Source organism: Aeromonas sp. FDAARGOS 1417 (assembly GCF_019046985.1).
Classification (GTDB): Bacteria; Pseudomonadota; Gammaproteobacteria; order Enterobacterales; family Aeromonadaceae; genus Aeromonas; species Aeromonas veronii.
In genome coordinates this window covers 2,976,579-2,995,558 of record NZ_CP077221.1, presented here as the reverse complement: position 1 = coordinate 2,995,558, position 18,980 = coordinate 2,976,579, and the positions used below count along the sequence as shown (strand labels likewise).

The 18,980-nt window shown below is 59.5% G+C and carries 14 protein-coding genes and 1 riboswitch; of the genes, 10 read left to right on the top strand and 4 right to left on the bottom strand.

Annotation, left to right across the window (positions count from 1 at the left end; translation table 11 throughout):
• Positions 1–42: 42 nt before the first annotated feature.
• A riboswitch (cyclic di-GMP riboswitch) is annotated at positions 43–128 on the bottom strand.
• 424 nt (positions 129–552) lie between these two features.
• The 3 genes from prlC to I6L47_RS13735 all read left to right on the top strand — a co-directional run bounded on the left by prlC (position 553) and on the right by I6L47_RS13735 (position 6,168).
• Complete coding sequence (prlC, locus tag I6L47_RS13745; RefSeq protein WP_216947629.1) at positions 553–2,595, top strand: oligopeptidase A; 2,043 nt, start codon at positions 553–555, stop codon at positions 2,593–2,595.
• 207 nt (positions 2,596–2,802) lie between these two features.
• Positions 2,803–5,352: a bifunctional diguanylate cyclase/phosphodiesterase gene (locus tag I6L47_RS13740; RefSeq protein ID WP_216947628.1), complete on the top strand. Its 2,550-nt coding sequence runs from the start codon at positions 2,803–2,805 to the stop codon at positions 5,350–5,352.
• A 63-nt stretch (positions 5,353–5,415) separates the two neighbouring features.
• Entirely contained in the window at positions 5,416–6,168 is a 753-nt protein-coding gene (locus I6L47_RS13735) for a class I SAM-dependent methyltransferase (protein ID WP_139428982.1), read from the top strand.
• A 70-nt stretch (positions 6,169–6,238) separates the two neighbouring features.
• Here I6L47_RS13735 and I6L47_RS13730 read toward each other — a convergent pair whose 3' ends face one another.
• From I6L47_RS13730 to rhlB, 3 genes are read right to left on the bottom strand one after another with little or no spacing between them, the layout of a single operon-like run.
• On the bottom strand, positions 6,239–6,493 hold the full coding sequence (locus I6L47_RS13730; protein ID WP_216947627.1) for a Rho-binding antiterminator: 255 nt from the start codon (positions 6,491–6,493) through the stop codon (positions 6,239–6,241).
• A gap of 30 nt (positions 6,494–6,523) precedes the next feature.
• Positions 6,524–8,014: a guanosine-5'-triphosphate,3'-diphosphate diphosphatase gene (gene gppA, locus I6L47_RS13725; RefSeq protein WP_216947626.1), complete on the bottom strand. Its 1,491-nt coding sequence runs from the start codon at positions 8,012–8,014 to the stop codon at positions 6,524–6,526.
• Between the two features lie 11 nt (positions 8,015–8,025).
• The gene (gene rhlB, locus I6L47_RS13720) at positions 8,026–9,315 is read right to left on the bottom strand and encodes an ATP-dependent RNA helicase RhlB (protein ID WP_005339414.1); all 1,290 of its coding nucleotides are present in this window, start codon (positions 9,313–9,315) and stop codon (positions 8,026–8,028) included.
• A gap of 113 nt (positions 9,316–9,428) precedes the next feature.
• Here rhlB and trxA point away from each other — a divergent pair, with 113 nt between their 5' ends.
• The 6 genes from trxA to I6L47_RS13690 all read left to right on the top strand — a co-directional run bounded on the left by trxA (position 9,429) and on the right by I6L47_RS13690 (position 15,907).
• Positions 9,429–9,755 (top strand): thioredoxin TrxA, encoded by a 327-nt coding sequence (gene trxA, locus I6L47_RS13715; RefSeq protein ID WP_005339416.1) that lies wholly within the window; start codon positions 9,429–9,431, stop codon positions 9,753–9,755.
• A gap of 204 nt (positions 9,756–9,959) precedes the next feature.
• Positions 9,960–11,225, top strand: a complete 1,266-nt coding sequence (gene rho, locus I6L47_RS13710; RefSeq protein WP_005339417.1) for a transcription termination factor Rho — start codon at positions 9,960–9,962, stop codon at positions 11,223–11,225.
• A gap of 108 nt (positions 11,226–11,333) precedes the next feature.
• Positions 11,334–12,326, top strand: a complete 993-nt coding sequence (locus I6L47_RS13705) for a hypothetical protein (RefSeq protein WP_216947625.1) — start codon at positions 11,334–11,336, stop codon at positions 12,324–12,326.
• 33 nt (positions 12,327–12,359) lie between these two features.
• Positions 12,360–13,829, top strand: coding sequence for a 4-hydroxy-3-polyprenylbenzoate decarboxylase (gene ubiD / locus I6L47_RS13700; protein ID WP_005339421.1), 1,470 nt, complete (start codon positions 12,360–12,362; stop codon positions 13,827–13,829).
• A 146-nt stretch (positions 13,830–13,975) separates the two neighbouring features.
• On the top strand, positions 13,976–14,674 hold the full coding sequence (gene fre, locus I6L47_RS13695) for an NAD(P)H-flavin reductase (protein WP_005339423.1): 699 nt from the start codon (positions 13,976–13,978) through the stop codon (positions 14,672–14,674).
• Between the two features lie 219 nt (positions 14,675–14,893).
• On the top strand, positions 14,894–15,907 hold the full coding sequence (locus I6L47_RS13690; RefSeq protein ID WP_127008319.1) for a sensor domain-containing diguanylate cyclase: 1,014 nt from the start codon (positions 14,894–14,896) through the stop codon (positions 15,905–15,907).
• A 54-nt stretch (positions 15,908–15,961) separates the two neighbouring features.
• On the opposite strand, the gene I6L47_RS13685 is transcribed toward I6L47_RS13690, so the two are convergent.
• A complete protein-coding gene (locus I6L47_RS13685) occupies positions 15,962–16,219 on the bottom strand; it encodes an accessory factor UbiK family protein (protein ID WP_005339429.1) in 258 nt (85 codons plus the stop codon).
• 300 nt (positions 16,220–16,519) lie between these two features.
• Between I6L47_RS13685 and I6L47_RS13680 the strand changes: the two genes are divergently transcribed.
• Positions 16,520–18,955, top strand: coding sequence for a VolA/Pla-1 family phospholipase (locus I6L47_RS13680; RefSeq protein ID WP_216947624.1), 2,436 nt, complete (start codon positions 16,520–16,522; stop codon positions 18,953–18,955).
• The last annotated feature ends 25 nt before the right edge of the window (positions 18,956–18,980 follow it).

The window sequence follows — 18,980 nt, the reverse complement described above, 5'->3', positions numbered from 1 at the left end:
ATACAGTACAAACGGAGCGTACAGCTATGGCCGAACGCTCCCGGGGGCAGCCCCGCTGTCATAGGTGTTTTCCCTTAGACCGGTGGCTTTGCGTCGCGCCCTTTCGGGTCACTTTGCCTTTTTCACCCGATTTCTGTGCAGCACAGAGAATCAAGTGACCTGAGTAACAGGCTGCTTATGATATGCACTTAAAAACAAATTAATCAATGTATGTGCATGATTTGTTTTGGTTATTAACTTGTTTATTGGTTATTTTCCAAGCATGGAAATGGCCGGTGATAGGCCGCTGTAACCTACTCTTTTGTCGATTGGATTTGGTCTGCTTCCTTGTGGTTCGAGAGTTGAAAAAGCCGCAAAAAGAGCAAAAAAGTACCGATTATTCATGCTGTTGCCGTCCAGTATCTGGCAGAGAGGTGTTTGAGCTCACAAAGAGGGGAAAACAGTGCCGAGAGGTGGATTCCCGCTTGATTATTGCGTGGCTTGGCCACATGTTAGAAAGCCATACAGAGCTGCTAAAGCGGTCTGTTCAAGACCAAACAAGAGGTAACCGGGATGAATAACCCTTTGCTGACAATGGATTCGCTGCCCCCTTTCAGCCAGATCAAGCCGGAGCAGGTTCAGCCTGCCGTGATTCAGGCTATTGCTGACTGCAAGCAGAAGATCAGCGATGTGCTGGCCCAGCGTGATCCCCATACCTGGGATAGCCTGATTGCCCCGCTGGAAGAGGTAAATGACCGCCTGTCACGGATCTGGTCGCCGGTCAGCCACCTCAACTCCGTACTCAACAGCGAAGCGCTGCGCGAGGCCCATGACGCCTGCCTGCCGCTGCTCTCCGAATTCCAGACCTATGTCGGTCAGCATGAAGGGCTCTATCAGGCCTATCTGGCCCTCTCCGAGAGCGATGATTTCCCGCTGCTCAGCGGCGCCCAGCGCAAGGAGATCCAGAATACCCTGCGTGACTTCCGCCTCTCCGGCATCGGTCTGCCTGCCGAGGCGCAGCAGCGTTACGGCGAAATTCAGGCCCGCCTCTCCGAACTGGCCTCCCGTTTCAGCAACAACGTGCTGGATGCCACCCAGGGCTGGCACAAGCTGGTGGCCGATGAAGCCGAGCTGGCCGGTCTGCCCGACAGTGTGCGTGCCGCTGCCCGCCAGATGGCTGAACTTAAAGGCAAAGAGGGGTGGCTGTTCACTCTGGATATCCCCTCTTATCTGCCGGTGATGATGTATGCCGACAACCGCGAGCTGCGCGCCGAGATGTACGAAGCCTTCACCACTCGCGCCTCCGATCAGGGCCCTAATGCGGGCAAGTGGGACAACTCCGCCATCATGAGCGAGTTGCTCACCCTGCGTCGCGAACTGGCCCAGCTGCTGGGCTTTGCCAACTATGCCGAGCTCTCCCTGGCCACCAAGATGGCGGACAAGACCGAACAGGTGGTGAGCTTCCTCACCGATCTGGCGGCCAAATCCCTGCCGCAAGGCAAGGCCGAGCTGGAGGAGATCCGCGCCTTCGCCGCCGAACAGCATGGTCAGAGTGAGCTGGCAGCCTGGGATCTCGCCTACTACGCCGAGAAGCTCAAACAGCACAAGTTCTCCATCTCCGACGAGCAGCTGCGCCCCTACTTCCCCGCCAGCAAGGTGGTGAAGGGGTTGTTCGAAGTGGTGAAGCGGGTGTTCGGCATGAAGGTGCGCGAGCGCCTCGGCATCGACACCTGGCACCCGGACGTGCGCTTCTACGATATCTTCGATGCCGACGACGAGCTGCGCGGCAGCTTCTACCTAGACCTCTACGCCCGCGAGCACAAGCAGGGCGGGGCCTGGATGGATGTCTGTCTGGGTCGTCGCTACCGTCAGGATGGTTCACTGCAAAAGCCGGTGGCCTACCTGACCTGCAACTTTAACGGCCCGGTGGATGGTAAGCCTGCACTGTTCACCCATAACGAAGTGGTCACCCTGTTCCACGAGTTTGGCCACGGTATCCACCACATGCTGACCTGTATCGACGTGGCCGGTGTCGCCGGTATCAACGGCGTGGCCTGGGATGCGGTGGAGCTGCCGAGCCAGTTCCTCGAGAACTGGTGCTGGGAGTCCGAGGCGCTGGCCTTTATCTCCGGCCACTACGAGACCGGCGAGCCGCTGCCTGCCGATCTGCTGGAGAAGATGCTGACCGCCCGCAACTTCCAGGCTGCGATGCAGATGCTGCGTCAGCTGGAGTTCGCCCTGTTCGACTTCCGTCTCCATCAGGAGTTTGATCCGGCCAATCCGGCACAGCTCCCGGCGCTGCTGGATGAGGTGCGCAGTCAGGTAGCAGTGATGACGCCGCCAGCGTTCAACCGCTTCCAGCACAGCTTCTCCCACATCTTCGCGGGCGGCTATGCGGCGGGCTACTACAGCTACAAGTGGGCCGAGGTGCTCTCTGCCGATGCCTTCTCCCGCTTCGAGGAGGAGGGGATCTTCAACCCGGCGACCGGCCAATCCTTCCTGAAGAATATTCTGGAGAAGGGGGGCTCGAAGGAGCCGATGGAGCTGTTCCGAGCCTTCCGTGGTCGTGAGCCCAAGGTGGATGCACTGCTGCGACACAGCGGGATCGCCGCCTGAGATTCCTGACCCGCCGCCTGTGTGAGCTTCAAGCAGGTACACTGTTTTGCGGCATAGTGGGATCGAGTCGTGATTTCTGCGACAAAAAGGGACCTTTTGGTCCCTTTTTTCAAGGCTTTTTAATATCTTGCTGATTGCATATTTGCACTGCCCACGGCTCTTCAGTAGAGTCGTGTTCTAACCTTCAAGGAGAGAAAGCCACTTGCCATGAGGCGAGCACTCGATTCCGTCTATCAAATCATCTCAAGTCTGGCTCATTCGAGCGGCCAGGGATATTTCGATACCTTTGTGAGTGAAATCGCCGCTGCTGTGATGGCTGATGTCGTCCTGATCGCCAGCAGGGAATCAAATGCTTCCCATCTTACGGTTCAGGCTGCCCATCCCTCCTCTCTTGACCCCGATACCCTGACGCTGCCAATCACTGACTCTCCCGATGCCATTACCTGGCAGGAGGGGGAAGCCTGGTTCAGCGATCGTCTGTTGCAGCTGTTCCCCGCGATGCCGCTTGCCGATGCGTGGCAAGCCCAGGCCTACGCCGGGATCGCCCTCAAGGATGCGGATGGCGAAACCATAGGTATCTGCTGCCTGCTCTATCGTCAGCCGCAGGCCAATATGACCAAGGTGATGGGGCTGCTCCGGTTGCTGGGGCCGCTGGCCGGTCGCGAACTGGCCTTGATGCTGCAACGCCAGCTGCCGCAACTCTTACCTGATACCCCTCATGTGCTGCAGAGCATGCTGTTTCAGGCCCCGGTGGGGATCGGCAAGCTCGATCTCACCGGCCGCATTCTCTGGGCCAATCCGGCTATCGAGAAGATGCTGGGCTATCCCCTCGACGAGCTGCTTCATCGCTCCATCTCCGACATCAATCACCCGGAGGATTGGCAGCGCAGCCTTGAGTGCTACGAAGAGATCCGGCGCGGCGAGCGCAGCAGTTTCACCCAGGAGAAGCGCTACTTCTGCAAGGGGGGCGAGATCCTGTGGGGGCGGGTGACTGTCACCCTGATCCGCGACGAGCAGCAGCAGCCGGACTACCTGATGGTGCTGCTGGAGAATATCGATCCCCTCAAGCGCCATGCGGAGCAGCTCAAGCTTTCTCACCGGGTCTACGACAACCTCTCCGAGGCCATTCTGGTGTGCGATGCCGACAGCCGCATCATCTCGGTCAACCCGGCCTTCGAGCAGATCACCGGCTACAGCAGCGACGAGGTGCGGGGCCAGCGTCCCAGCATGCTCAAGTCCGGGCTGCACGATCAGACCTTCTATGCCGACATGTACCATGCGCTGGAGCGAGTGGGGGTGTGGCGTGGCGAAGTGTGGAACAAGCGCAAGAACGGCAAGCTCTATCCGCAGCAGCTGATGATCAGCACCCTGCGCGAAGCTGGCAAAATTCAGCAATATATCGCCATTTTCAGCGATCTTTCCCAGACCAAGGTGGCAGAGCAGAAGATCGCGACCCAGGCCAACTACGACAACCTTACCAGCCTGCCCAACCGCTGGCTGTTTGGCCGCTGCCTCACCCGCTTCTGCGAGCGGGGCGAGCGCTTCGCGCTCATGGTACTCGACCTCAACAACTTCAAGGCGGTCAACAACAGCATGGATCACCATGCTGGCGATGCCCTGCTGCGAGAGGTGTCGGATCGACTGGTGAGCCGGGTACGCACCGAAGATCTGGTGGCCCGTATCGGTGGCGATGAGTTCGCGTTCCTGGTGCCCGGCATCGTCACCCGCCGTCAGGCCGAGGTGTTTGCCAAGCAGGTGATCGGCAGCTTTGCCCGTCCCTTTATGCTGGCCAACCAGCATCTCTATGTGACCGCGACCATCGGCATGACTCTCTGTCCGGTCGATGGCAGCGAGAGCGACGAGCTGCTGCGCAATGCCGAACAGGCGCTGTTTGCGGCCAAGCGACAGGGACGGTTGCTCGGTGCCTACTGCTCATCCATGCGGGAAGAGGTGCGCCAGCGCCACCAGATGCAGCAGGATTTGGCCGAAGCGATCAAGCTGGAGCAGCTGACCATGGCCTATCAGCCCATCTGGGACAATCGCAGCGGACGGGTCGCCAAGCTGGAGGCGCTGGTGCGCTGGTATCACCCCCACTGGGGACAGGTCTCCCCTGCCGAGTTTATTCCGCTGGCGGAAGAGGCAGGTCTGATTCAGGGGCTGGGGGCGCTGGTATTGTGGCAGTCGTGCCGGGATCTGGCGCGGTTGCAGCAATCCGGCTTCCCTGATCTGCAGATGTCGATCAACCGCTCCACCATGGAGTTCCAGACCATCGACCCCGAGGCGAGTGAGTGGCTCAAGGTGATCCAGCACTTCGGGCTCGATCCTGCCGACATCGTCATCGAAATCACCGAATCTCTGCTGATGGAGAGCAGCGATCAGCACAGAGTGCGGATCGATGCCCTGCGCGAGGCGGGCTGCAAGCTGGCCATCGACGATTTCGGTACCGGCTACTCGGCCCTCAACTATCTGCGCACTTTCCCGGTGGATCTGGTCAAGATCGACCGCTCCTTCGTGCGCCATATCCCCTTCAACGAGCAGGATAGGATGCTGCTCGATGGCATCATCAACATAGTGCACAACCTGGGCATGCAGGTGGTGATCGAGGGGGTTGAGACCCGCGAGCAGCTCAACTTCCTCTGCCAGAAGGGGTGTGCCTTCACCCAGGGTTATCTGCTCAGCCGCCCGCTAGCCTATGACGATCTCATTGATTACCTCGCTCTCAACCGTCAGGGGATGAACCTCACTGTCGTGAGCTGATCCACCGCTTCTGTTATCATGGCCGCTTCTGTACGTGCCATGAGTCTGTCTCCTATGCCCCATATTCAGGTTTTCAGTGAAGTCCCCGCCCGTGATGGCGAGCTCGACGCCCTGCGTTTACGCCTTGCCGACGTGGAGTTTCCGGCTCCGTTTGCGCTGGTACTGACTGAAGAGAGACTGGAGCTGCGCAAGCTGGATGAACCCAAGCTGGGTGCCGTCTATGTGGACTTCGTGGAAGGGGCGGTGGCGCATCGCCGCAAGTTTGGCGGCGGTCGCGGTCAATCCATCGCCAAGGCAGTGGGGCTCAAGGCCGGTGCCACTCCGACCGTGGTGGATGCCACTGCCGGGCTGGGGCGCGATGCCTTCGTGCTCGCCTCTCTCGGTTGCAAGGTGACCCTGATCGAACGCAGCCCTGTGGTGGCTGCTCTGTTGCAGGACGGGCTGGCGCGGGCGGCACAGGATCCCGAGATTGGCCCCTGGGTCAGCGAGCGGATGCACCTGCTGCAAGGCCCGGCGGTGGACAACCTGCTGGCGCTGCCGGAGCGGCCCGAGGTGATCTACCTCGACCCCATGTTCCCGCACAAGCAGAAGTCGGCGCTGGTAAAAAAAGAGATGCGGGTGTTCCAGTCGCTGGTAGGGCCGGATCTCGATGCGGATGCCTTGTTGCCTGCCGCGCTCAAGATGGCTGATAAGCGGGTGGTGGTGAAGCGGCCGGATTACGCCGGCTGGCTCAACGAACAGAAGCCCAGCATGGCCATCGAGACCAAGAGCAACCGCTTCGATGTCTACGTGATGGCGGCGTTGGCGGCGGGTTAACAGCCGGAGTGAGTCGCAGATGCAAAAAGGAGGGCCAACGTCATGTTGGCCCTTCTTTTTCTTACTGGATTCAGTTGGTTGGCGCGAAGCGGATCAGCTTCTCTTCCCCTTGCCAGTTCAGGCGCAGGGTCGCCAGTTCCGCCAGACTGAGCCGCTCGCTACTGTGCAGCAGCAGATACTCGACCCCTTCGCTGGCTTCGATGGTGCGGATCTTGTCATTCCACTGGCGACCATCGCGACTGGTGAGGGTCACCGGCAGTTGCCAGCTGGCGGCAATTTCGAGCCAGTCGTAGAGATCGCAGCTGATGGGTTGATAATCCGGCATGATCGGCTCCAAAACAGGCAGGTTGCTGAGTCAGGCTTCCTGTACTCGGGTCGGCCAGCCCATCTTCTGCTGGCGTTCCACTTCAAAGCGCAGCTCGCTGGCGCGCAGGTAGTGTTCATCCATCCAGCCCTTGGGCAGGGTCAGGGTCAGTGACTCCTCTTCTGCCTGCAGGGTGAAGCTGGGCACTGTACCCTGGGTACGGCGCATGCAGAGGATCAGCGCGATGCGCAGGATACGGGCCAGCCGGATCGCCTGACGACCGGTGACTGCACCCTGTTTCTCCAGCGGTTCCAGCTTGAATTCGTCCCGCTGGTTGAACAGCAGGGCCGACAACAGCTTCTTTTGCGCAGGGGTAAAGCCCGGCATGTCGATGTTGTCGATGATGTAGGCAGCGTGTTGCGGCGCCTTCTTGTATTCGATACAGAGGCCGATCTCGTGCAGCAGGGCGGCATAACGCAAGATCGGACGACCGTAGCGTTTGGAGAGTCGCCAGGCCGGTTGCAGCTGGTTGAACGCCTCGACGGCGGTATCGCGCACCCGTTCAGCGTGCTCTTTATCCAGCTGATAACGGCTGATCAGGCTGTCGGCGGTGCGATCCCGGGCATCACAGTCGTGATTGTTACCCAGCAGACCGTAGATCAGTCCTTCACGCAGGGCGCCACCCGCGAGGGTCATGCTCTCGATATCGAGGGTTTCGAAGATGGCGATCAGGATGGCGAGACCGGAGGGGAACACGGTCAGCCGCTCGGCCGCCAGCCCTTCCAGTTGCAGCCGGTCGAGCTTGCCGCAGGCGATTGCCTGACCCATCAGCTCCTGCAGTTTCGGCAGGGTGACCCGTTCGCTCTTCCCTTGCGCCAGCATGATCTCTTGCAGCGCCTGTACCGTGCCGGAGGCGCCGACACAGGTGCGCCAGCCGAGGGCGCGGTAATCTTCCGCCACCTTCTCCAGCACCGCCTTGGCGGCAGCAATCGCCTGCTCGAAACGGGCTTCGGAGAGCTCGCCATCACCGAAGTGATTGTTGAGCCAGGTGACGCAGCCCATGTGCAGGCTGTTGAGCAGTTTCGCTTCGCTGTGCTCGCCAATCACCAGTTCGGTACTGGCACCGCCGATGTCGATCACCAGCCGGTTGCCTTCCCCGGCCGAGGTCCAGGAGACCCCTTCATAGATGGTCTTGGCCTCTTCCTCGCCCGAGATGATCTCGATGCTGTGGTTGAGTACCCGTTCCGCTTCGCTGAGGAACTCGTCGACGTTGGTGGCAAGCCGCAAGGTTGCGGTGCCCACCACCCGGATATTGTCGGCCGGGATGTCCTGCAACTGTTCGGAGAAGAGACGCAAACAGTCCCAGCCCCGTTCCATGGCGGCACGGCTGAGACGATATTCCGGATCAAGCCCTGCTGCGAGCCGAACCTTGCGCTTGACCTTGGCGACGGTGCGCAGGGCACCGGCGACCTCGCGCACCACCAGCATATGAAAGCTGTTGGAGCCGAGGTCGATAGCGGCATAGAGAGGCGAGTTGTGCAACGGGCCTGTCCTTAGCTCTTGCGCGGCGGACGACGACGGTTGTTGCTGTTGCCACCGCCCTGACGATCCCGCATGTTGCGGTTCACCGGCTGACGGTTGCGGAACACCCGTTTCGGCGGGGTCACGTCATCCAGCAGCGCTTCGCGATCATATTTGCTGACCGGAATGGCGTGGTGGATGTACTCCTCGATGGCCGGCAGGTTGAAGGCATAGTCTTCACAGGCCAGGCTGATGGAGTGACCGCTCTTGCCGGCACGACCGGTACGACCGATACGGTGTACATAGTCTTCGGCGTCGTCGGGCAGGTCATAGTTGAAGACGTGGGTCACGTCAGGGATGTGCAGACCACGGGCGGCCACGTCGGTGGCGACCAGAATATCGAGCGCACCCTTGGTGAAGTCCTCGAGGATCTTCATCCGTTTCTTCTGCGGCACATCACCGGTCAGCAGACCGACGCGGTGGCCGTCATTCTCCAGCCAGGCATGGACGTCTTCACAGACATGCTTGGTGTTGGCGAAGACGATCGCTTTTTCCGGCCACTCCTCTTCCATCAGGGAGAGCAGCAGCAACATCTTGTCTTCATTGGAGGGGTAGAACAGCTCCTCCTTGATCCGCACGCCGGTCATCTGCTCCGGCTCAACCTGCACATGTTCCGGGTGGTTCATGTGTTCGTAGGCCAGCTCCTGTACACGCAGGGAGAGGGTGGCTGAGAACAGCATGCTCAGACGCTCGGTCGCGGGCGGCATGCGGCGGAACAGGAAGCGGATGTCCTTGATGAAGCCCAGATCGAACATGCGATCCGCTTCGTCCAGTACCACGACCTGAATGTTGCTCAGATCGATCACCTTGGACTTGAAGTAGTCGATGATGCGGCCGGTGGTGCCGATCAGGATGTCGACGCCCTGCTCCAGCACGGCCAGCTGCTTGTCGTAACCTTCGCCACCGTAGGCGAGGCCGAGTTTCAGGCCGGTAGAGGCGGCGATGCTGTCGGCATCGTTATAGATCTGTACTGCCAGTTCCCGGGTGGGTGCCATGATGATGGCTCTGGGTTGATTAACCAGACGGGGCTTGGTCAGCGGGTGAGTCAGCAAATAGTTGAATGTCGCGGCCAGGAAGGCAATGGTCTTGCCGGTTCCTGTCTGGGCCTGACCGGCGAGGTCATGACCTTCTACCAACAGTGGCAGAGACAGTGCCTGGATGGGCGTGCAATAGTGAAATCCCTTTGATTCCAGACCAGCCAGAACTTCGGGTTCGAGGCCCATTTGGGCGAATTTGTCGGTCGTTAAGTGTGTTTTGCTCATGGCGGTAGGTTATCAGGTTAGGCTTGCAATAATAAACAGGATCATTTCAAATAGGGCAACTATTGCCTTTGTTGATATGTCAATAAAGCCTTAATTACTGACTGGAGTTGGAGATGAGTGACAAGATTGTTCAGCTGAGCGATGCCAGCTTCGAGGCAGATGTAATCAAAGCCGATGGCGCCGTTCTGGTCGACTTCTGGGCCGAGTGGTGTGGTCCGTGCAAGATGATTGCCCCGATCCTGGAAGAAGTTGCCCAAGAGTACGAAGGTCGCGTGACCGTAGCCAAACTGAACATCGACCATAACTCTGATACTCCGCCCAAGTACGGCATTCGTGGTATCCCGACCCTCTTGCTGTTCAAGAATGGCGAAGTGGCAGCGACCAAGGTCGGTGCACTGTCCAAGACTCAGCTGAAAGAGTTCCTGGACGGCAACCTGTAATAATTAAAGAGGAGCGCATTGCAATAATGCGCTCCTTGTGTTTTATCACCTAGACGCTCATCCCGATTGGTGCTAGTTTATCGCTCGTTTGCTAACCTTTTTGCCTGACTCTTTGCTAACCACAGCCTGGCAATCAAATCCGATCAGCATCAATCCAGCAGACTGTCTCCTCATTTCAATCCTTGCTTACAGACTTTCACCACTATGAATCTGACTGAATTAAAGAACACTCCTGTGTCCGAGCTGGTCAAGCTTGGCGAATCCATGGGGTTGGAAAATCTGGCTCGGGCGCACAAGAAAGATATTATTTTTGCAATCCTCAAGGCGCACGCCAAGGGTGGTGAAGATATCTTTGGCGACGGTGTGCTGGAAATCCTGACCGATGGTTTCGGCTTCCTGCGCAGTGCAGACGGCTCCTATCTGGCAGGCCCTGACGATATCTACGTCTCCCCGAGCCAGATCCGCCGCTTTAACCTGCGTACCGGCGATACCATCTCCGGCAAGATCCGGCCACCGAAAGAGGGCGAACGCTACTTCGCACTGCTCAAGGTCAATGAGGTCAACTACGACCGCCCGGAAAACTCCCGCAACAAGATCCTGTTTGAAAACCTTACCCCCCTGCATGCCAACGAACGTCTGCGTATGGAACGGGGTAATGGCTCTACCGAAGATATCACCGCCCGTGTACTGGACCTGGCTTCCCCCATCGGTAAAGGCCAGCGTGGCCTGATCGTGGCGCCGCCCAAGGCCGGTAAGACCATGCTGCTGCAGAACATCGCCCAGAGCATCGCCTACAACCACCCGGACTGTGAACTGATCGTTCTGCTGATCGACGAGCGTCCGGAAGAAGTGACCGAGATGCAGCGGATGGTGAAAGGTGAAGTGATCGCTTCCACCTTTGACGAACCTGCTTCCCGCCACGTTCAGGTTGCCGAAATGGTGATCGAGAAGGCCAAGCGTCTGGTCGAGCACAAGAAAGATGTGGTGATCCTGCTGGACTCCATCACCCGTCTGGCCCGTGCCTACAACACCGTTATCCCGTCATCCGGCAAGGTACTGACCGGTGGTGTGGACGCCAACGCCCTGCACCGTCCCAAGCGCTTCTTCGGTGCCGCGCGTAATGTTGAAGAGGGCGGCAGCCTGACCATCATCGCCACCGCGCTGATCGATACCGGCTCCAAAATGGACGAGGTTATCTACGAAGAGTTCAAGGGTACCGGCAACATGGAACTGCACCTCTCGCGCAAGATTGCCGAGAAGCGCGTCTACCCGGCCATCGACATCACCCGCTCAGGCACCCGTAAAGAAGAGCTGCTCACCTCCGGTGACGAGCTGCAGAAGATGTGGATCCTGCGCAAGATTGTCCACCCGATGGGCGAGATCGACGGTATCGAATTCCTCATCGACAAGCTGGCGATGACCAAGACCAACGACGAGTTCTTCGACGCCATGCGGCGCCAGCAGAAGTAAGTCCGGTCAGAAAATGACGAAACCGCGGCCTTGGTCGCGGTTTTTGTTTATCTGTTTTCCGGCCGCCCTAGTAGTATGAGATCCCGATGTCACATGGATGGAGACGTCATGAAGCCGGTTTTCTGGTTATTGTTGGGGTTGCTGAGTGCAATGCCTGCCTGCGCGCAGAGTGCTCCGGTCGCGGTGACAGCAGAGACGTTGCAGACGCACCAGCGCTATCTGGCGGGCCGTCTGCAGGAGGGGCAATTTGCAGCCATCGACTCTCTGCTGGCGACCCTGAGTCGCGAGCGGCGGGAGTTCCTGCTGTTGCAACTGCTGCGGGATATTCCCGCTACCACCCCTGCATCCCCTGCGTTGCAACAGTGGGTCGAGGCTCAGGCCGACAAGGCCCCCGAGTGGCTCATGGAGCAGCAGGTCGACGGTTTTCTGGTGCAGCAACCTGTCTATGATTTTGCCGCGCAGGCCCGTCAGTTGCTGGGGGAGTGGCAGCTGCAATCACTGATGCAGCGCTATCGGCAGCAGCTTGCCCAGGGCAGCTTCCAGCTAAAGTCTATCTACTACAGCAGTAACCCCGATCTCGCCATGCAGCAGCAAGCCCTGTTGCTGGCCCTCGACACCTTGCCGCAACCGATCTGGATGCGGGAGGCGCAAGCACTGGCCAGCCAGAATATCTATCTGCCCGACAATCACCTGTTGTTCCATCTGTTGCAGCGCACCGGGGAACCGGCGCTCTATGGCATGTTGTGGCGGCGGCCGGCAGATCAGGATGCGCTGCGCGCACTCTCTACCATCAACCGCTTCCATCACGGCAGCGCTGCCAGCGATCTGCTGATTGCCGCCAGTGGCAATGAGGGATTGAAGGGAGCCGCCCTGCGCCAACTGAGCGCACTCTCCCCCTTGCCGCTGCAAGCCCAGAAATACCTGCTGGCGGAACTCTCCAACCGTCAATACGGGGCACTGGTGGCCGGTCTGTTGATGGAGGTGGACGAGCCCCAGCTGCTCTCTGCGCTGGCCAGACGCCTCGGCCAGCGTGACGTGCCACCCATTGCACCGAGTCTGCTACCCGATTCGGGTACACCCGATGGGCAGCCAGGGTTATAATGCGTGACCTCCTGAACCCGGTTGGGAACTTGCATGAAATACAAGGATTTGCGTGATTTCATCGCGCAGCTGGAACAAAACGGACAACTCAAGCGGATCACCCGCGAGATAGATCCCTATCTGGAGATGACCGAGATCAGCGACCGCACCCTGCGTGCGGGTGGCCCGGCTCTGCTGTTCGAAAATCCCAAAGGCTACACCATGCCGGTGCTGACCAACCTGTTCGGTACCCCAGATCGGGTTGCCATGGGCATGGGCCAGCCCGATGTGGGCGCCTTGCGTCAGGTCGGGGTCTGGCTCTCCTATCTCAAGGAGCCCGAGCCGCCCAAGGGATTCAAGGAGCTGATGGAGAAGCTGCCGATCTTCAAGCAGGTGCTCAACATGCCGACCAAGCGCCTCTCTTCCGCCCCCTGCCAGCAGGTGGTGCAGGAGGGAGATGCGGTCGATCTCGACCAGATCCCGATCCAGCACTGCTGGCCCGGCGATGTGGCACCGCTGGTCACCTGGGGCCTCACCATCACCCGTGGCCCCTACAAGAAGCGCCAGAACCTCGGCATCTATCGCCAGCAGAAGATCGCCAAAAACAAGCTGATCATGCGCTGGCTGGATCATCGTGGCGGTGCCATCGATTTTCGCGAGTGGCAGGAGGCCCATCCCGGTGAGCGATTCCCGGTAGTGGTAGCACTCGGTGCCGATCCCGCGACCATTCTCGGCGCGGTGACGCCGGTGCCGGATACTCTCTCCGAATATGCCTTTGCTGGTTTGCTGCGTGGCAGCCGTACCGAAGTGATCAAGGCCATCAGCTGTGATCTGGAGGTGCCCGCCAGTGCCGAGATCGTGCTGGAAGGCTATCTGGAGCCGGGTGAGATGGCGCCGGAAGGGCCTTATGGCGACCACACCGGTTACTACAATGAGGTGGACGAGTTCCCGGTCTTCACCATCACCCACATCACCAAGCGGCGCGATGCTATCTATCACAGCACCTACACCGGCCGTCCGCCCGATGAACCGGCGGTGCTGGGTCTGGCGCTGAACGAGGTGTTTGTGCCGCTGCTGCAGAAGCAGTTTCCCGAGATTGTGGACTTCTATCTGCCGCCGGAGGGGTGCTCCTACCGGATGGCGGTGGTGACCATCAAGAAGCGTTACCCGGGCCACGCCAAGCGGGTGATGCTGGGGGTCTGGTCCTTCCTGCGCCAGTTCATGTACACCAAGTTCGTGGTGGTGTGTGACGATGACGTCAACGCCCGCGACTGGAAGGATGTGATCTGGGCCATTACCACCCGGATGGACCCGGCACGGGACACCACCTTGATCGAGCACACCCCGATCGACTATCTGGACTTCGCCTCGCCGGTCTCCGGCCTCGGCTCCAAGATGGGGCTGGATGCCACCAACAAGTGGCCGGGCGAGACCAATCGGGAGTGGGGTCAGCCCATAGTTCAGGATGAGGCGGTGAAGCAGAAGGTTGATGCCATCTGGGATGAGCTCAATATCCTCGGATGAGGCAAACATGACAGCTTTGCTGCAAAAAGTGATGCGATCCGCACTGATTTGAGTATTCTCGACTGACGGGGCCAGGGCTGCTGGTCGTCACTCCATAGTGAAACAATGAGCGAAGCGGGCCGAGCGAGCCCGCCACAAGGACAAGAATGCAACGTATCAAATGCCGCGTAGAGGAACTGCGCGAATATGTCGACACCATCTGGCATGTGGCCCTGACGCCGCAGCAAGCGATCAGCTTCAAGCCGGGCCAGTATCTGCTGGTGGTGATGAGCGATTCGGACAAGCGCCCCTTCTCCATCGCCAACTCGCCGACCCGCCCGGGCGTGCTGGAGCTGCAAATCGGTGCCACTCCCGAGAACGCCTACGCCGGTCAGGTGCTGGCCCGCATGCGCGAGCAGGGCGAGATCGAGGTCGAATTGCCGGCTGGCAAGGCGTTCCTGCGCGATGAATCTCCCCGTCCGCTGATCCTGATGGCGGGCGGCACCGGTTTCTCTTACGCCCGCTCCATTCTGGAGTACCTGATCGACACGGGCAGCAAGCGTCCGGTGTTCTTCTACTGGGGTGTGCGTCAGGCTCACTGGCTCTATGAGCTGGAGCAGATGCAGCAGTGGGAGCGTGACTATGCACCGCTCACCTTTATTCCGGTGGTGCAGGAGCCTGAGGCTGACTGGACCGGCAAGAGCGGGCTGGTGCACAAGGCGATCATGGATGACTTCGTCAGCCTCCACGACTACGACATCTATGTCGCCGGCCGTTTCGAGATGGCGGGTGCCGCGCGGGAGGAGTTCAAGATCCTTGGCGCCGAGCCGGAGCGCATCTTTGGTGACGCCTACGAATTTATCTGACGGGATCCCCGCTTGGATGACGCAGCCCCCGGTTTTGCCGGGGGCTTTTGTTTTTAGGGCTCCCGCAGTACCGGATCATCCCGAATGAGCGGATTATCGCGGCGTTATCCCATTATTTTTCAATATTTTGGCTATGAGTGGCTACTAATCGAGCCTAGCTGATGGCATCTTTGTGGGGGATTGACAAGAGCATCCATAGAGCAAGCACAAGGAGGCGCAGTGTTGAGTGAAGAGGGCAGGGCATCTGCGGAGGATGACAGGGGAGAGACCGGCTCTGTCGAGCGGGTCGCAACGCTGATCCCGTCCCCTCATGGCGGTGAAATAGCCCGTTTGCAGGCAGAGATCGCCGCTTTGCAGCATGAAAATGGCCTGTTGCAGGAGAAGCTCAATGCCGCCCTCGATGGCACCGGCATCTGTCTCTGGCAGGGCACTATTCCCACCGGCGAGCTGCGCGTCTTCAATCTGCAGAACTTTCAGGCCGGTGACATGGCCCCTCATTTCGATCAGTGGAGCGCCAAGCTCCATCCCGACGATCGCGCCCATGCCATGGGCAGCTACTTTGCCCACCTTGAGGGCAAAACCCCCTTCTATGAAGCCGAATACCGCACCATCAATCCGCAAGGCGAGGTCACCTGGCTGTGGGATCGGGGACGGGTCGTCGATCGGGATGGCGATGGCAAGCCGCTGCGGATCATGGGCTCCCATATCGATATCACCCAGCGCAAGGCTTATGAGCAGCGACTGGCGGAGCGCGCCAACAGCGACGCGCTGACCGGCTTGCTCAACCGGCAGGGGTTTGGCAAGGCGTTTGCCCAGCTGCAGCCGCAAGGAGCGGGGGCGCTGCTCTTTATCGATCTGGATGATTTCAAGGGGATCAACGACCAGCTGGGCCATGCCTGCGGCGATCTGGTGTTGCAGCAGATGGCGGACTGGTTGCGCCTTATCATGCCGGGCTCGGCACTATGCGGCCGTTACGGCGGCGACGAGTTTGTGGTGCATCTGCACCGGGATGTGTCGAGCCATGGCCTGGCGCAACTGGCTGACGCCCTGATCAGCCGGATGCACGGCTATGTGCCCAAACCCGGTTGCCCGCAACGGGTGGGGCTGAGTATCGGCATCGCCCTGTGGGAGGAGGAGCCATTGAGCTTCCGGCAGGCATTGGAGGTGGCCGACAGGGCCATGTATGAGGCCAAGGCACGTGGCAAGCGGGCCTGGTATCTGCTTCAGGTGTGATGTTTTTTACAGGTTCAATACAAAGCAAAAACCCCAGCCGAGCTGGGGTTTTTGTTATTCGCCTTTGGCGCCGAGCTGCTGCTCGAGCTGAGCCAGCTTGCTTTCGAGGGCGGCCAGTTTTTCACGGGTACGCAGCAGCACCTTGGTCTGCACGTCGAACTCTTCGCGGCTGACTAGGTCAAGCTTGCCCAGCTGGGCCTGCAATACCTGACGCATTTTCTTCTCGGCCTCTTCACCCATGCTGCGAATGCCGGGCGGCAGGGAGTTGTGCACCTGCTTGGCGATCTCTTCCAGTTTCTTCGGGTCGATCATGATGTCCTCCTTAAGCGTTGGCGGACATTCTACCGACAATTCCCTCACTTTGCCGAGATCGCGGCGGCTTTTTAGTCGTGATGGTGCCCGCTGGCTGGTCGGGTCTGGTGATGGGGCCACAACTGCTACCCTTGCGCCCCTTTGTTAACCTGAAACCATGACATGCACCACAAAGCTGAGTCAGAACTGTCCGGCATGAGTCTTATTTGGTGTTGGTTTTATGTTAACGTTTTGCAGTCGAGGTCGTGATGACCCCGTTGGCTTGTGATGGATAACAACCCTATAAAAAGAGAATAAAAAATGAAGAAGAAGCTAATTTATGCAGCTGTTGTCAGCGCCCTGCTGGCCGGATGTGGTGGAGATGACAACAAGGGAGACACCACCAGCTCCCTCGACTACGTCCTGAGTGGTGCCAACGGGGTGCGCCCGAGCGTGCTGGCCCCCCGTGCCAGCGACGGAACCCTGAAGTTTTCGACAGAAACTGCTGATCTGTCGAACCCGGTATCTGCCCTCTCCACCCTGGATGGCTGGTCAACCACCCAACCCGTCCAGCTGGTACCGGCGACCGTGACCGGTGTCTCTGTGCCGGCACCGGCGGCCAGCGAGTATGCCTCTGCCGTTGCGCCCCTCTACCTGCTCGAGCTCACGCTGGATCCGGTCACTCTGCAACCCAACGGAGTCAAGGGCGGCAAGCCACTGGTTTATGGGACCGACTTTGTGGTCACTGGCGGGGACGGCAAGCTCAATCTGGTTCCGCTCAAGCCGCTCAATCCCTCTTCTTACTACATGATAGTGGCGACCGATGCCCTCAAGGACAGTCGCGGCACACCGCTCAAGGCGGGAGGCGATTACAGCAGCTTCAAATCGACAGCTGGCGCAACTACTCAGGAGCAGACCATCAACGGCCTGATCTCGCTGCAGGAAGGTCTGTTCAAAGCGGCCACCGGGATCACCAGCGATCGGGTGATCTTCTCCGACTGGTTTGCCACCCAATCTGGTGCCGATGTGCTGCTGGCGGTGAAGGGGGCAGCAGCTAAGGTAGTCGAAAATGGTCTGGATGCTGCGTTCGTCTGGAAACAGGATGCCAAGGGCAACACCAGCCTGCCAGCAACCTATACCATCAACGGTCTTAATGGCGGGGTGGATTTTCTGACCCAGCTGGCGAATGAGCCATTCTTGCCGCAGAAAGATCGTGATGCGATTGCTGCCGCTGTGGCGGCTAATGCCACCCTAAACGGAGTTGCAGCGGTGACCAAGGTGTATACCGGTACCGTCAAACTCCCTTACTTCCTCTCAACCCCGGCGATAGCCGGCTCCTGGGACAAGGCCAAGACCCAATCCTGGCACGGCGCCATTCCCAGCCTCTATGCCATCGCCAACGCGCTGAAAGCGGGTGATAGCGAGGTGATCGGTGGGCTGGTCGGGGCGGGCGTGGACCCGGCATTGCTGGGTGAGCTGATCGCCGACCCGAGCCGTCAGAGTGAACTGCTGACCGAGGCAAGCAAGCTGATCGGGGTGACTCTCACCTCCGGTGGCAAGCCGCTGGATGCCGAGCGCAATATCGGCCGTTTCAACCCGTTGCCGACCCTGACCGAAGTACAATCGGTACCGCTGCGGATCTTCGCCGCTGCACCGCTCAATACCATTACCGATGTGATCATCTATCAACACGGGGTTACCTCCATCAAGGAGAACGCCTATGCGCTGGCGCTGGGCCAGATCGGTGCTGGTCTGCAAGTCACACCAACAGCCAAAAATGTCGCTGTGGTGGTGATCGATCATCCGCTGCACGGTGAGCGTGGCTACGCCTTGAGCGGCAGCAAGGATACCGTCACCACCTCCGAGAATCCGACTCCCTATCTGAATTTGGGTTATCTGACGGTGGCGCGGGACAACCTGAAACAGAGCGTGGCGGATCTGCTGGGGCTGCGACTGGCGATCGGCTTGGCCAATCAGGCTGGTTCGATTGGTGCGAAAAATAGCCTCAAGGTGCATTTCCTCGGTCACTCTCTCGGGGCCATTACTGGGGCCAATCTGCTGGCTGTCGCCAACCAGACCACCGGCAGTGCTCAGGCTGATGCCCTGTTCAAGTTCGATACCGGTGGTCTGGCGATGCCGGGTGGCGGCATCGCGCCGTTGTTGCTCAACTCGCCTAGTTTCGGGCCGACCATCAAGATGAGCGTGCTTACCTCGGGCAGTCCGGAGCTGAAAGCGGGCTTTACCGCCTATGCACCGAATTGCAAAACAGCTGCCGCCACTTGCTTCGTCAACGAGTTCCTGCCCAGTCTGGATGCGGCCACGCAGGCGGGTGCGGCGAGCACCTTGCAGAGCTATACCTTTGCCGCCCAGTCAGTGCTGGACTCTGCCGACCCGATCAATCTGGGCAGTGGCGTCGCCAAGAGCTTCCCGCTGTTCGCCACCGAAATTGTTGGTGATGGCGCCCTCAATCTGCCGGATCAGGTGATCCCCAACAGCATCGCCTCTGCGCCGCTGGGTGGCACCGAGCCGCTGTTCCGGGTGCTGGGTTTGCAAGAGCTGAAGGGTTCCGGCGTGCTCCCGGCGGGTCACCATGCTGCGCGCTTCCTGAAAGGGGGCCATAGCTCGCTGCTGGCACCTGACGAGAACTTCGATCAGGCTGGCGCGGTCACCACCGAGATCCAGACCCAGTTCGCCAGCTTCTTTATGAGCGGTGGCGCGGCGGTCAAGGTGACCGATCCCAATCTGATCAAGCAATAACTGCGCAGACCATAAAAAAACGCCG